Origin of the sequence: Tsukamurella ocularis (genome assembly GCF_965138335.1) — a bacterium.
Taxonomy (GTDB): Bacteria; Actinomycetota; Actinomycetes; order Mycobacteriales; family Mycobacteriaceae; genus Tsukamurella; species Tsukamurella ocularis_A.
On the sequence record NZ_CBCSDV010000002.1, the window covers coordinates 323,883 to 335,962 of the forward strand.

The following is a 12,080-nucleotide window of genomic DNA, read 5'->3' on the forward strand; positions in this document are numbered from 1 at the left end:
TGCTTCAGTCTGCGCGGTGCACGACGACGTCGCGGCAGATCTCCATGTGTCCGGTGTGCTGGGCCAGCTCGCGCAGCATGTGCGTGAGCACCCACTCCGGCGTCGCAGTGGCGGCGTTCCGGCGCGTGGTGCCGGTGGCGTCGGGGTTGCGGATCCCGGTGGCGGCCACCGCGGCCCAGCGCGGGATGTCCGTGCGCAGCCGGGCGACGATCGCCCGCGCCTGGTCGACGGTGCCGGTCGCGTGGAACTCCGCGGACCGGTCGCGGGGGATGTCCTCGCCGGCCATGAGCGAGCCGCCCCAGTAGCCCAGCGCCCCGCCGACGTGGGTGACCAGCGCGAACACCGAGTTCACGCCGGGAACCGGCGGCACGGCGTTGACGGTCGTGTCGTCGAGGTCGCCGAGCACACGGTCGATCGTGTCCAGGGTCTCCGCGGCGACGTCGAGGAAGGCCGCGATCTGCCCCTCAGCCGCGGCCACGGGCCAGCCCAGCGATCGAGTCGAGCAGGTCGTCGAAGAACGCCGCCGGATCGGTGGCGACGGCCACCTGTGCGGTGTTCGGCCGGTTCCAACTGCCGTGCACGTCGGCGATGGTCGTTCCGCGCGTGAGCGATCCGGTGAGCTCCACGTCCACCGGGTAGGCCCGGGTCTCGGCGATCGTCGGGTTCAACGCGACCGCCGCGGCGAACGGGTCGTGCATGTGCGCGATGTAGCCGAGGTCGTGATCGCGGTGGAACTCGAAGTAGAACCGCACGGCGTCCGACGCCGCCCGGACCACCGGATTGCTCGCGCCCGACCGCGTCCCGTCGGCGTCCTCCGGATCGAGGCACTCGGCCGGGCTGCTGCCCGCGGCGTCGGCGAGCCGCAGCAGGTGGTCCGGCGTGAGCTCGATGGTCTCCGTGAGATCGAGCGGGCACAGGATGGGCAGCGGGGTGCCGGTGCCGTCGAGTTCGCCGTACGCGCGCAGCACCTCCCAGAGCGACTCCGGGTCCACCGCGACGTTCCACTCCGACGTGGGCGTCGTGTTGCCGGGGTGCCAGAAGACGCCGCCCATGATCACGAGGCGGCGCAGGCGGGCGAGGATCCCGGGATCGTCGCGCAGGGCCAGCGCGAGGTTGGTGCACGGGCCGGTCACGAGCGCCACCACCTCGCCGGGGTGCGCGCGGGTCAGGTCGGACCAGGCCTGCGGCCCCGAGATCTCCGACGGTCCGCGGCCCGGCGTGGGCAGCTCGGCGTAGCCGACGCCGAACGGGCCGTGCGTCTCCTCGGTGGTCATCAGCGGCGTCGACAGGGGGGAGTCGGATCCGGGGAACACCTCGATGTCGGTGCGGCCCAGCAGCTCCAGCCAGCCGAGGTTGTTCTCCACGACCTGCGGCGCCGGCACGTTGCCGGCCGTCGAGACGATGCCGAGCAGGTCCACCTCCGGTTTGCTCAGCAGGTACAGCAGTGCCAGGGAGTCGTCGACGCCGGTGTCGCAGTCGAACAGGACCTTCGTTTCCGCCACAGCTTCAGACCCTAGCGCCCGGGTCCGACCGGGATCACGGGGCGGCGCGACGGCCGGTCACCACGGCGACGGCTTGTAGTCCTTGAGGAAGCAGCCGTAGAGGTCGACGCCGTTCTCGCCCTGGACGATCGGATCGTAGACGCGGGCGGCACCGTCGACCAGGTCCAGCGGGGCGCGGAAGCCCTCGTCGGCGAGGCGCATCTTGGTGTGGTGCGGCCGCTCGTCGGTTATCCACCCGGTGTCGACGGCGGTCATGAGGATGCCGTCCTGTTCCAGCATCTCGGCGCTGGAGGTGCGGGTCAGCATGTTCAGCGCCGCCTTGGCCATGTTGGTGTGCGGGTGGCCGGGGCCCTTGTACCCGCGACCGAACTGGCCCTCCATGGCGGAGACGTTGACGACGTACTTGCGGCGCGCGGGAGAGGCGGCCAGCGCGGGACGCAGCTTCGAGATCAGGATGAACGGCGCCACGGAATTGCACAGCTGCACCTCGAGCAGCTCGAGCGGCTCCACCTCCTCGACGGTCTGCACCCACGAGTTGGTGTGCACGAGGTCGGGGAGGAGGCCGCCCGCGTCGATCGCGGTTCCGTCCTCGACCCGCGCGGCGGACGACGAGCCGCCCCGCAGCGCGAGCGCGGTGAGTGCCGCCGGATCGAGGGCCGCGAGGTCGCCCGAGACGCTGCCGGTGTGCCCGTCGAGGGCCTCCGTGAGGGCGGCGGGATGCGCGGAGCTGGCCCGGCCGAAGCGGATGATCCGGCTCGCGAGCTCGGCCGGTACGTCGCCGGCCTCGGCGTCGACCAGCGCGGAGTACGCGCCGGGGGAGCGGCGCACCGTCTGCGCGGCGTTGTTGATGATGATGTCCAGCGGACCGCGGGCGGCGACGGCGTCGGCGAGGGCGCTCACCTGCGACGGATCGCGTAGGTCGATGCCCACGATGTGCAGGCGGTCGAGCCACTCGGCGCTGTCGGCGAGCTCGGCGAAGCGGCGGGCGGCGTCGGTGGGGAATCGGGTCGTGATGGTGAGGTCGGCGCCGTCGCGCAGCAGGCGCAGCGCGATGTACATGCCGATCTTGGCGCGGCCGCCCGTGAGCAGCGCCCGGCGGCCGGTCAGGTCGGTCGTCGCGTCGCGCTTGGCGTGGCTGAACGCGGCGCACTCGGGGCAGAGCTGGTGGTAGAAGGCGTCGATCCGCGTGTACGGCTGCTTGCAGATGTAGCAGCTCTGGGGCCGGAGCAACTCGCCCGCGCTGTCGCCGACGGTGGGCGTGGAGAGCAGGATCCCGGCCGTCTCGTCGTCGATGCGCTCGGCGTTGCCCGTGGCGGTGCGTTCGAGCACGTCGCGGTCGGCGGCCTTGACCTTCGCCCGGGCCGATTTACGGCGCTCGCGCTTGAGCAGTTTGAACATGTGCCCGACGGCGCGCTGCACTTCGATGGACTGGGGGTCGCCGTCGTCGAGCAGCGCGGCGGACTCGAGCACGCGGTGGAACGCGGCGAGATCGTCGGCGGAGATCGGGGCGGTGGGTTCGGGCATGGGGACGATTGTCCCTCATCGGCCGAGGGGCACCGTCGCCTCGTGGGCCGTGAGGTCGACCACCACGCCGTCGTCGGACCAGCGGATGTCGGTGATCGTCAGCGCGTCGACCGCCGGCGGCACGATCCGCGCCCGCAGCGCGGCGATCCACGAGTCGATCGCCCAGGCGATCGGGATCGGCACGGGCACCACGCTGACCGGCATCGACAGGTCCGTGGCGCGCAGCGCGACCCGGCCGTCCCGGACCGACGCGGCCACCACGACGCGCACGTCCACGCCGAGCCCGAAGGCGACGGGCAGCCCGACGGTGACGGCCACCGAGCGGCGGCGCGGAAGCAGGGTGAGGGAGCGGACGACGATCGCGGCGTCCTCGGCCCCGTCCCGGGTGGTGTCCACCAGGTGCCGCATCCAGGACAGCCGCAACTCGGCGGTCGCATCGAGAGACCCGACGGCGATCGCTTCGTCGCCCGGCACCACGTCGATCGCCCGCGCGGACAGGACCAGGACCCGCGGGTCGGCCGCGGCGTGGCGGGTGTCGACGTGCAGCCGCGGTATCCGACGGTGCCGCGCGAGCGGGCCCAGGGCGGGGCGCGGGCCCAGGGTGACCGTCGGCGCGGCGCCGAGCGGCTCCGCGGCCGCGCGCACGATCTCCGAACGGACCCGGGCGCGGGCCCACACCTCCGCAGCGACCAGGGTGAGCGCGAGGAGCACGACGACCGCGATCGCAGCCACGACGGGCATTGGCATCCGGTCTCCCTCCCTCGTGCGGGTCCATTATGCGGTGCCCGTCGGCGGGCCCGTGGGCGGCAGGTGCGCGCTTGCCCCGCGCCCGCCCGGGCGGGCGTGATGTACTCGACCGATGGCGACGATCCAGATCTGCGTGATGGGCGTATCCGGCTCGGGGAAGTCCACGGTGGGGGCCGAGTTGGCCGCCCGCCTGGGCCGGGGCTTCGCCGACGGCGACGATTTCCACAGCGAGGCGAACCGCGCCAAGATGGCGGCCGGGCATCCGCTGACCGACGACGACCGGTGGCCCTGGCTCGGCACCATCGGCGCCTATCTGCGCGACGAGATGATCGCGGGCCGGCCCACGGTGGTGGCGTGTTCGGCGCTCAAGCGGGTGTACCGGGACCGGATCCGGGCGGCGGGCGCGAGCGTCTACTTCGTGTTCCTCACGGGCAACGAGGAACTGCTGCAGGAGCGCATGGGCAGCCGCGCCGGCCACTTCATGAAGGCGGGCATGCTCGCATCGCAGTTGGAGATCCTCGAGCCCCTGGATCCCGACGAGTTCGGGGTCACGGTGAACGTGTCCGGCGACATCCCCGACATCGTGCACGAGGCCCTCGCCGACTTCGCGGCGACGGAGGTCCCGGGCATTGCCTGACGGTCAGCCGGCCTCCGCGTCAGCGACCGGGCAGCGGGTGCGGGTGTAGATCGTCGGCATGCAGAGGTTGCAGTGCGTGCAGCGGTCCGGCTCGCCCGGATGCTCCTGCATGCGCCGCACCAGATCGGGGGTGCGGAGCAGGCCTCGGCCCATCGCCACGAACTCGAAGCCCTCGCTCATCGCCCGGTCCACCGCCGCGCGCTCGGCGATGCCGCCGAGCAGGATCAGCGGCATCGTCAGGGCCGCGCGGAACCGTCGCGCGAGGTCGAGCAGGTAGGTGGGGCGGTACGGGTACTCCCGCAGGAACACCGGGCCGGCGGCGCGGAGGCCGGCCCGCAGCGCCGGGCTCGGGAAGGCGGCGGCGAATTCGCGGCGCGGCGGCGTGCCGTGGAACAGGTACATGGGGTTGAGCAACGAGCTCCCGGCCGTGAGTTCGAGCGCGTCGAGCGTGCCGTCGGCCTCGAGCCGGCGGGCGGTGCGCAGGGCGTCGTCGGGGCTGAGGCCGCCGGGCACCCCGTCGGTCATGTTGAGCTTGGCGGTGATGGCCAGGCGCCCGCCGACGGCCTCGCGGACCGCCTCGGCGACCTCGCGGGCCAGGCGGGAGCGGCCCGCGAGATCGCCGCCGTAGGCGTCGCGGCGGCGGTTGAGGAGCGGGCTGAGGAAGGCGCTGATGAGGTAGTTGTGCCCGAAGTGGAGCTCCACGGCGTCGAAGCCGGCCTCCTCGGCGAGCAGGGCGGCGTCGGCGTGCGCCCGGACCAGCTCGCGGACGTGCGTCGTATCCGGACGGAGAGTGGGACGCAGCGCCAACGGGCTGATCATCCGGCTCGGCGTCACGGGGCGCCGGTGCTCGGCCCCGTCGGCGACGGGACCGGCGTGGCCCAGCTGGGCCCCGGCCGCCGCGCCCTCGGCGTGCATCGCGTCGGTGAGCCGGCGCAGCCCGGGGACCGCCTCGGGGCGCATCCACAGCTGACGGCGCTCGGTGCGCCCCTCCGGCGCCACGGCGCAGTAGGCCACCGTCGTCATGGCGACGCCGCCCCGGGCGAACTCCGCATGGAACTCGATCAGGTCGTCGGTCACGAGGGCGTCGGGCGTGCGGCCCTCGAAGGTCGCGGCCTTGACGATCCGGTTGCGCAGGTCGACGGGGCCGAGCCGGGCGGGGGCGAAGGCGTCCTCCATCCCCGGATTAGAACATGTTCTGCTCAACCGCGGGTCGCGATCGCCGCGGTCACGCCGCCGAGTACGAGTACCCCCGAGGGGAGCTGAGCGTCAGGGGCGGCGCAGCGCGCCGGTGAACATCATCGACTTGTACGGGTGGCCCACCGCGGTGTTCCACTGCGAGACGACGAGCCGCGCGGACTCCATCGTCGACCCGGGCACGAGGTAGCCGCCGTAGAGCTGCGCCACCCGGCCGGCCGCGTGGTCCTCGTCCTGCCACGAGCTGCCCTGCAGCAGCGTCACCGGATCGGACCAGACACCGTCGATCCGGTCGGCGAAGCGCGCGGCGATCCGGTACCCCGCCGCGTCGAAGTAGGTCAGCACCCACGTCCCCTCGACGATCGACAGGCTGAGCTCGCCGTAGCCCTGGCCGAGCGCGAGATCGGTCGGCGGGTTGCCCCACGCCCAGCCCGTGTCCGGCCGCCAGCCCCAGGACTCCCACTCGACGTTGACGCCGTTGCGGAGGGTGCCGAGGGTCTCGGTGCGCATCCGGTGCAGTCGCAGTCCCTTGTCGCGGGTGAGGCCGCCCGTCGAGACGTTGTAGGTGTAGCCGTCGGGCGCGGGGCACAGGGCCCACATGCACCAGGCGCCGTCCGCGTGGCCGGCGTTGTACTGCGCCACCTCCCGCCAGGTGGCGGCACCGTCGTCGCTGCGCCACAGGCCGGTCTGCACGACGGTGTCGAGGCTCTGCATCGTCATCGTGTGCAGGTACAACGCGCCGTCGACGCGGATGCACGTCGTGGGCAGGATCGTCGTGAACAGGCCCGTGTCGTGCGAGTAGTCGAGCAACTGCCGGGCGCGCTCCGGATCGGGGCCGGCGGCGCGACTCATGACGCCGTTGCGGTCGCCGAACAGGCCGACGGGGGAGCGCCACTCGCCGGCGCCGATGCTCAGCCCCTCGAAGGTGTCGCCGAAGACGTAGAGCACCTCGTCGTCGACGCGGCAGGCGACGCCCAGATCCGTGCCGCCGACCCCGAACCGGGTGACGGGTGTGATGTCGCGGAGCTTGCGAAGACGGGTGGGCTCGATCGACTCAGGCACATCGTCAGACTGCCAGACGGGGCGCCGTCGTGCTCCGCTCCGGCGCTGCGGGGACAGGTTCGGGGGAACTGTTCCGAATGTCCGATACGCCGTGGAATTCGTCGCGGACGGGCGCGAACGGGAGGACCATGAACGGTATGGACACGTTCACCGGACGCGAACTGTACGAGGCCTTCCACGCGGACTACGACGCCATCACCGATCGGGATGCGCGGATCTTCGACGCGGAGGGCCGGCTGCTGGCGGCCGGGCGGCTCTCGGGCCTCCGGCTGGACGAATCGGACGGCACCGAGAAGGTCGAGTACAGCTTCCTCTCGCTGCACGACGACGTGCTCTGGGAGCCGACGCACCGGATCGTGCTCGCGCCGCAGCCGGTGCAGTGAGTCTCAGGCCTCGATCGCTCCGGTAGCGATCGGGGCGCCCTCCTTCTCGAACGCCGGTGTGCCGACCGCCAGCGCGAGCGCAGCACCCAGCAGCACGATGTCCTTGAGGATGAACGGATCGGGAGGCATCGGCCCGAGGTCGTAATCGATCGAGGTGACCAGGAACGAGGACGTGCCGACGAACATGCCGGCCGCCCCGAGGACCGCCAGGTCGTTGGCGCGCTGGGAGGTCGTGCCGGCGGCGAGCAGCGCGGTGACACCCAGTTCGACGACGCCGATCGCGGAGGACACCGTGCGCAGCGGCGCGGCGTCGAGAAGCCACGACATCAGCGGGCTGCGACGGACCAGCGGCTCGATCGCGGTGGCCTCCTCGGCCGTGAACTTGGCCACGCCGTTCCAGCCGATGTTGATGACGAGGCCCGCGCGGATGACGTGCAGGCCCAGGATGCCGACGTTCTTCCTCGAAATCTTCACGATGAGAGCGTAGAAGCGCCGGACCTCCCGTACGGGGCGAATACGTCGCGGGGCGTTGCGATGTCATCATTCCGTAAGAACATCCGTCGCCCGGAATCCGATGCCCGGAATCCGTTGCCCGGAAACACGAGAACCCCGGCCGGGGCCGGGGTTCTCGTTCTGTGCGCGGAGGGGGACTTGAACCCCCACGTCCGTTAATAGGACACTAGCACCTCAAGCTAGCGCGTCTGCCATTCCGCCACCCGCGCTGGGAAGCTCGTTCACAGTAATCCACGCCCGCCCGCGAAACCAAATCGCCACGTCGGGACCCCCGCGGGCACGACGGTGCGGTCGGCGCTCCGTGGTACTCATATGGGTGTGGCTACTGCAGTGAACGCGCTCGATGAGGTCGTCGAGACCGTGAGCGCCCTCATCCGATTCGACACCTCCAACACCGGTGAGCTCGAGACCACGAAGGGGGAGGCCGAGTGCGCCCGCTGGGTGCAGGCCCGCCTCGAGGAGGTCGGCTACGAGACGGTCTACGTGGAGTCCGGGCAACCGGGCCGCGGCAACGTCTTCGCCACGCTCAAGGGCGCCGATCCCCGACGCGGCACGCTGCTGGTGCACGGTCATCTGGACGTGGTGCCCGCCGAGCCCGCCGATTGGAGCGTGCACCCGTTCTCCGGCGCCGTGGAGGACGGCTACGTCTGGGGCCGCGGTGCGGTCGACATGAAGGACATGTGCGGCATCATGCTGGCGCTCGCGCGGCAGCTGAAGTCCACCGGCACCGTCCCGCCCCGCGACATCACCTTCGCCTTCCTGGCCGACGAGGAGGCCGGTGGGACGTGGGGGTCGCACTGGCTGGTGCAGCACCGCCCCGAGTTGTTCACGGGCGTCACGGAGGCCGTGGGCGAGGTGGGCGGCTTCTCGCTGACCGTCGACACCCCGTCGGGCGACAAGCGGCGCCTGTACCTCGTGGAGTCCGCCGAGAAGAGCATGTGCTGGATGCGGCTCACCGCCAAGGCCCGCGCCGGGCACGGCTCCTTCGTGCACGAGGACAACGCCGTCACCCTGCTCTCGGACGCCGTGGCGCGGCTGGGCCGGCACAAGTTCCCCCTGGTCCTCACGGACACGGTGATCCAATTCCTGCGGGCGCTCGATCGCGAGTCGACGATCGACATCGACGTGGACGGCCCGGATCTCGAGGGGCAACTCGCCAAGATCGGCGGCCTCGCGCGCATCGTCGGCGCCACGCTCCGCGACACCGCGAACCCGACGATGCTCCGCGCCGGGTACAAGGCCAACGTCATCCCGCAGACGGCCGAGGCCGTCATCGACTGCCGCGTCCTGCCCGGCCGGCAGGCCGCGTTCGAGAGGGAGCTCGACGAGATCCTGGGCCCCGACATCGAGCGGGAGTGGATCACCAAGCTCGACTCCTACGAGACGCAGTTCGACGGCGACCTCGTGGACGCGATGAACGACGCGATCCTCGCGTTCGACGCCGACGGCCGGACCGTCCCGTACATGCTGTCGGGTGGGACCGACGCGAAGGCGTTCGCCAAGCTGGGGATCCGTTGCTTCGGCTTCGCGCCGCTGCGGCTGCCCGAGGAGCTGGACTTCGCGGCGCTGTTCCACGGCGTCGACGAGCGGGTGCCCGTCGACGCGCTGAAGTTCGGCACGCAGGTCTTCGAGCACTTCCTGATGAACTCCTAGAAACCCGAGAACCGCGCAACACGAGAGGATTTCGAGATGACCGTTCCGTTCGATCCGTACGCGGGGCTGCCGGTCCTGCCGGCGCTCACCGTCACCTCCGAGAGCATCGTCGACGGTGCCGAACTGCCCGTCGCGCACCGCAGCGGCATCATGGGCGCAGGCGGCGAGGACGTCTCGCCCCAGCTGTCCTGGAGCGGCGCGCCCGCGGGTACCAAGTCCTACGCCGTCACGTGCTACGACCCCGACGCCCCCACCGCCTCCGGGTTCTGGCACTGGGCGGTCGCGAACATCCCCGCCTCCGTCACCTCGCTCCCCGCGGGCGCCGGCGACGGTGCGCCGGGCTCACTCCCGGAGGGCGCCCTCACGCTCAACAACGACGCGAGCCTGCCGCGGTACGTCGGCGCGGCGCCGCCCGCGGGCCACGGCTCGCACCGGTACATCTTCGTCGTGCACGCGCTCGGCGTGGAGAAGCTGGACCTGCCCGCCACCGCGACGCCCGCCTACCTGGGGTTCAACCTGTTCGGCGCCGCGATCGCCCGAGGCTCGATCACCGCGACGTACGCGCAGGTCTGATCCACCGCGAAGGCCGCGTCCGGAGTCCCCGGGCGCGGCCTTCGTCGTGCGGTCAGGGCGTCAGCGGTCCACGCCCACGGCCTCGGCGATCGAGGCGAAGCCGTCGGCGCGCAGCCGCGCCGCCAGCTCCTTGTGCACGGAACGGGTCCACGTGGGGCCGCCGTAGATGAACTGGGTGTACACCTGCACCAGCGACGCGCCGGCACGGATGCGCTCGTACACGTCGTCGACGGTCTCGATGCCGCCCACGGAGATCAACACCAGGTCGTCGCCGACGCGGGCGGCGAGGCGCCGCAGCACCTCGAGCGAGCGCGCCTTGACGGGGCGGCCGGAGAGGCCGCCCGCGCCGATGGCCTCGACCTCGGCGTCCGGGGTGGACAGGCCGGCGCGGCTGATGGTGGTGTTGGTGGCGACGATGCCGGCGAGACCCAGCTCCACGGCCAGGTCGGCGACGGCGTCGACGTCCTCGTCGGCGAGGTCGGGGGCGATCTTCACCAGCACGGGCACGGTCACGGTGTCGAGCACCGCCTGCAGGAGCGGGCGCAGCGACTCGGTGGCCTGCAGGTCGCGGAGGCCGGGGGTGTTGGGGGAGGAGACGTTGACGACCATGAAGTCGGCCAGCGGGCCGAGCAGCATGGCGCTGATCCGGTAGTCGTCGGCGGCGCCCTCGAGCGGAGTGACCTTCGTCTTGCCGATGTTCGCGCCGATCGGCACGGCGGACGGACCGGCGTCGCGCTTGCGCAGCTCGTTGGCGGCGGCGCCCGCGCCGTAGTTGTTGAAGCCCATCCGGTTGATCAGGGCGTGGTCCGCGGGGAGCCGGAACAGCCGCGGCGTGGGATTGCCGGGCTGCGCGTGGGCCGTGACGGTGCCGATCTCGGCGAAGCCGAAGCCCAGCGCGCCCCAGCCGTTGACGGCCCGGGCGTTCTTGTCGAAGCCCGCGGCCAGGCCGACGGGTGCGGGGAAGCGGACGCCGAAGACGGTCTGCTCGAGGATCGGATCGCGGTGCGCGAGGCCCTGCCGGATCCCGGCCCGCACCGGCGGGACGGCGGTGGTGCCCCGGATCAGGCCGAAGACCCAGTGGTGGATCCGCTCGGGCGAGACGAGGAACAGCACGTTCAGGAGCGATCGGTAGATCGCCTGGGACAGCGCGGACATGGTGCTCACAACCCCTTCGTGGCGTCCGGCGGCAGCATGCCGGACGTTTTGGTGCGTTTGCGGCGCAGCAGGACCCGGCGCGAGCCGTCGGTGTACAGCCGCACGCGGGAGAGCTCCCACCCGCCGAACTCGGCCTCGATGGTCAGCCGCATCGCCGCGGTCACCCGGGAGACCTCCCGCGGCAATCGCAACGGCAGGAAATCGTACTCGTCCTCGTCGGGGGCGCTCCGGGTGCTGCTGGTCAATGTCCGTTCCCTATCGAGTCGGGATCGCCTGGATGCCGGCGCCCGTCGCCGACTGCACGTACAGGGTCCCGGTCTTCGCGTCCACCGCGATCGCGTTGGGCTGGCGGACGGTGGGGTACAGCTTCCGCTGCTCGGGGATGCCGCTGTTCAGCGCGTAGCCCACCACCTCGTTCGTCGCGGTACGGGTGACCCACATCAGCTTGTCGGTCTCGTCGTAGTCCACCGCCCAGGGCGAGCCCTTCTCGGGGTACAGGAACCGCTCCATCAGGGGCGCGGCGGTGTAGCCGATCACCTGGTTCTTGCCGGTGTCCACCGCGAAGACCCGTCCGTCCGGCGTGATCGTCGCGTTCGTGACGCCGCGGCCCACCCGCAGGCCCTTGCCGATCTTGCCGCCCGCCACGTCGACCTGGGTGATCGACGACTGCAGTCGGTCCACGACCACCACGTCGGAGCCGTCCGTGAGGACTCGGCTCGCCTCGACGGGGCCGGTGATCGTGCGGGGCTGGTCGGACACCCGCAGGAGCTTCATCTCGCCCGCCGGAGTTCCCGCGATTCCCCAGACCTTCTCGGCGTCACCGGACTCGCCGCCGTAGAGGCTGACCGTGAGGGCGCCGCCCTCGATGCGCTGCGTGGAGCCCGCGTCGCCGGTGATCGTCATGACGCCGTTGTCCGTGGCCACGAGGAAGTCGCCGTAGGGTTGCTCGCCGTAACTCGGCACGACCTGGTGGGCCCGGGCGCCGGCGTCGATCCGCGCGACCTCCTTGAGCCCGCCGTCGACCGTGTACAGCACCACCTCGCGCCCGGCGAGCGCGGCGAGTCGACGGCTCTTGGCGTCGAACGCGAGGCCCTCGCCCGCGGCGGCGGGTGCGACCGCCCCGGCGGGGGGCACGGC

General features: G+C 71.8%; 14 protein-coding genes and 1 tRNA gene. 4 read left to right on the forward strand and 11 right to left on the reverse strand.

What is annotated here, in order from left to right; genetic code table 11:
* Positions 1-4: 4 nt before the first annotated feature.
* Genes ACNAYW_RS04220 through ACNAYW_RS04235 form a run of 4 tightly spaced genes read right to left on the reverse strand, consistent with a single transcriptional unit; the run spans position 5 to position 3,773 of the window.
* Positions 5-478 carry a mycothiol transferase gene (locus tag ACNAYW_RS04220; protein ID WP_415848499.1) on the reverse strand — a complete coding sequence of 158 codons (474 nt, stop codon included), beginning with the start codon at positions 476-478 and terminating at the stop codon, positions 5-7.
* The gene (locus ACNAYW_RS04225; protein ID WP_415848500.1) at positions 465-1,502 is read right to left on the reverse strand and encodes a nucleoside hydrolase; all 1,038 of its coding nucleotides are present in this window, start codon (positions 1,500-1,502) and stop codon (positions 465-467) included. Before ACNAYW_RS04225 ends, ACNAYW_RS04220 begins: the two co-directional genes overlap by 14 nt.
* 57 nt (positions 1,503-1,559) lie before the next feature.
* The gene (locus tag ACNAYW_RS04230) at positions 1,560-3,026 is read right to left on the reverse strand and encodes an SDR family NAD(P)-dependent oxidoreductase (RefSeq protein WP_415848501.1); all 1,467 of its coding nucleotides are present in this window, start codon (positions 3,024-3,026) and stop codon (positions 1,560-1,562) included.
* A 15-nt stretch (positions 3,027-3,041) separates the two neighbouring features.
* Positions 3,042-3,773: a hypothetical protein gene (locus ACNAYW_RS04235; RefSeq protein ID WP_415848502.1), complete on the reverse strand. Its 732-nt coding sequence runs from the start codon at positions 3,771-3,773 to the stop codon at positions 3,042-3,044.
* A 112-nt stretch (positions 3,774-3,885) separates the two neighbouring features.
* Between ACNAYW_RS04235 and ACNAYW_RS04240 the strand changes: the two genes are divergently transcribed.
* The gene (locus ACNAYW_RS04240) at positions 3,886-4,410 is read left to right on the forward strand and encodes a gluconokinase (protein ID WP_415848503.1); all 525 of its coding nucleotides are present in this window, start codon (positions 3,886-3,888) and stop codon (positions 4,408-4,410) included.
* Positions 4,411-4,413: 3 nt separating this feature from the next.
* Here the strand turns inward: ACNAYW_RS04240 and ACNAYW_RS04245 are convergent, their stop codons facing one another.
* The gene (locus tag ACNAYW_RS04245) at positions 4,414-5,586 is read right to left on the reverse strand and encodes an NADH:flavin oxidoreductase (protein WP_415848504.1); all 1,173 of its coding nucleotides are present in this window, start codon (positions 5,584-5,586) and stop codon (positions 4,414-4,416) included.
* 90 nt (positions 5,587-5,676) lie between these two features.
* On the reverse strand, positions 5,677-6,666 hold the full coding sequence (locus ACNAYW_RS04250) for a DUF4185 domain-containing protein (protein ID WP_415848505.1): 990 nt from the start codon (positions 6,664-6,666) through the stop codon (positions 5,677-5,679).
* Between the two features lie 137 nt (positions 6,667-6,803).
* Here ACNAYW_RS04250 and ACNAYW_RS04255 point away from each other — a divergent pair, with 137 nt between their 5' ends.
* Positions 6,804-7,049: a hypothetical protein gene (locus tag ACNAYW_RS04255; RefSeq protein ID WP_415848506.1), complete on the forward strand. Its 246-nt coding sequence runs from the start codon at positions 6,804-6,806 to the stop codon at positions 7,047-7,049.
* A gap of 3 nt (positions 7,050-7,052) precedes the next feature.
* Here ACNAYW_RS04255 and ACNAYW_RS04260 read toward each other — a convergent pair whose 3' ends face one another.
* The gene (locus tag ACNAYW_RS04260; protein WP_415848507.1) at positions 7,053-7,523 is read right to left on the reverse strand and encodes a DUF417 family protein; all 471 of its coding nucleotides are present in this window, start codon (positions 7,521-7,523) and stop codon (positions 7,053-7,055) included.
* 162 nt (positions 7,524-7,685) lie between these two features.
* A tRNA-Leu gene (locus ACNAYW_RS04265) sits at positions 7,686-7,771 on the reverse strand.
* 103 nt (positions 7,772-7,874) lie between these two features.
* Here ACNAYW_RS04265 and ACNAYW_RS04270 point away from each other — a divergent pair.
* Both ACNAYW_RS04270 and ACNAYW_RS04275 read left to right on the forward strand, forming a co-directional pair.
* On the forward strand, positions 7,875-9,215 hold the full coding sequence (locus ACNAYW_RS04270; RefSeq protein WP_415848508.1) for a M20/M25/M40 family metallo-hydrolase: 1,341 nt from the start codon (positions 7,875-7,877) through the stop codon (positions 9,213-9,215).
* Between the two features lie 36 nt (positions 9,216-9,251).
* Positions 9,252-9,788 carry a YbhB/YbcL family Raf kinase inhibitor-like protein gene (locus tag ACNAYW_RS04275; RefSeq protein ID WP_415848509.1) on the forward strand — a complete coding sequence of 179 codons (537 nt, stop codon included), beginning with the start codon at positions 9,252-9,254 and terminating at the stop codon, positions 9,786-9,788.
* A gap of 60 nt (positions 9,789-9,848) precedes the next feature.
* Here the strand turns inward: ACNAYW_RS04275 and ACNAYW_RS04280 are convergent, their stop codons facing one another.
* The 3 genes from ACNAYW_RS04280 to ACNAYW_RS04290 form a co-directional block, all read right to left on the reverse strand.
* Positions 9,849-10,922, reverse strand: a complete 1,074-nt coding sequence (locus tag ACNAYW_RS04280; protein WP_415848525.1) for a quinone-dependent dihydroorotate dehydrogenase — start codon at positions 10,920-10,922, stop codon at positions 9,849-9,851.
* 26 nt (positions 10,923-10,948) lie between these two features.
* On the reverse strand, positions 10,949-11,188 hold the full coding sequence (locus ACNAYW_RS04285) for a DUF5703 family protein (RefSeq protein ID WP_146487705.1): 240 nt from the start codon (positions 11,186-11,188) through the stop codon (positions 10,949-10,951).
* 10 nt (positions 11,189-11,198) lie between these two features.
* Positions 11,199-12,080: YncE family protein (locus ACNAYW_RS04290; protein WP_415848510.1), on the reverse strand; the 882-nt coding region annotated here is incomplete at its 5' end.

Coding starts and splice junctions, on each gene's coding strand:
- ACNAYW_RS04275 (WP_415848509.1), top strand. CDS start 9,252: ATGACCGTTCCGTTCGATCCGTACGCGGGGCTGCCGGTCCTGCCGGCG.
- ACNAYW_RS04245 (WP_415848504.1), bottom strand. CDS start 5,586: ATGGAGGACGCCTTCGCCCCCGCCCGGCTCGGCCCCGTCGACCTGCGC.
- ACNAYW_RS04240 (WP_415848503.1), top strand. CDS start 3,886: ATGGCGACGATCCAGATCTGCGTGATGGGCGTATCCGGCTCGGGGAAG.
- ACNAYW_RS04230 (WP_415848501.1), bottom strand. CDS start 3,026: ATGCCCGAACCCACCGCCCCGATCTCCGCCGACGATCTCGCCGCGTTC.
- ACNAYW_RS04235 (WP_415848502.1), bottom strand. CDS start 3,773: ATGCCAATGCCCGTCGTGGCTGCGATCGCGGTCGTCGTGCTCCTCGCG.
- ACNAYW_RS04270 (WP_415848508.1), top strand. CDS start 7,875: ATGGGTGTGGCTACTGCAGTGAACGCGCTCGATGAGGTCGTCGAGACC.
- ACNAYW_RS04255 (WP_415848506.1), top strand. CDS start 6,804: ATGGACACGTTCACCGGACGCGAACTGTACGAGGCCTTCCACGCGGAC.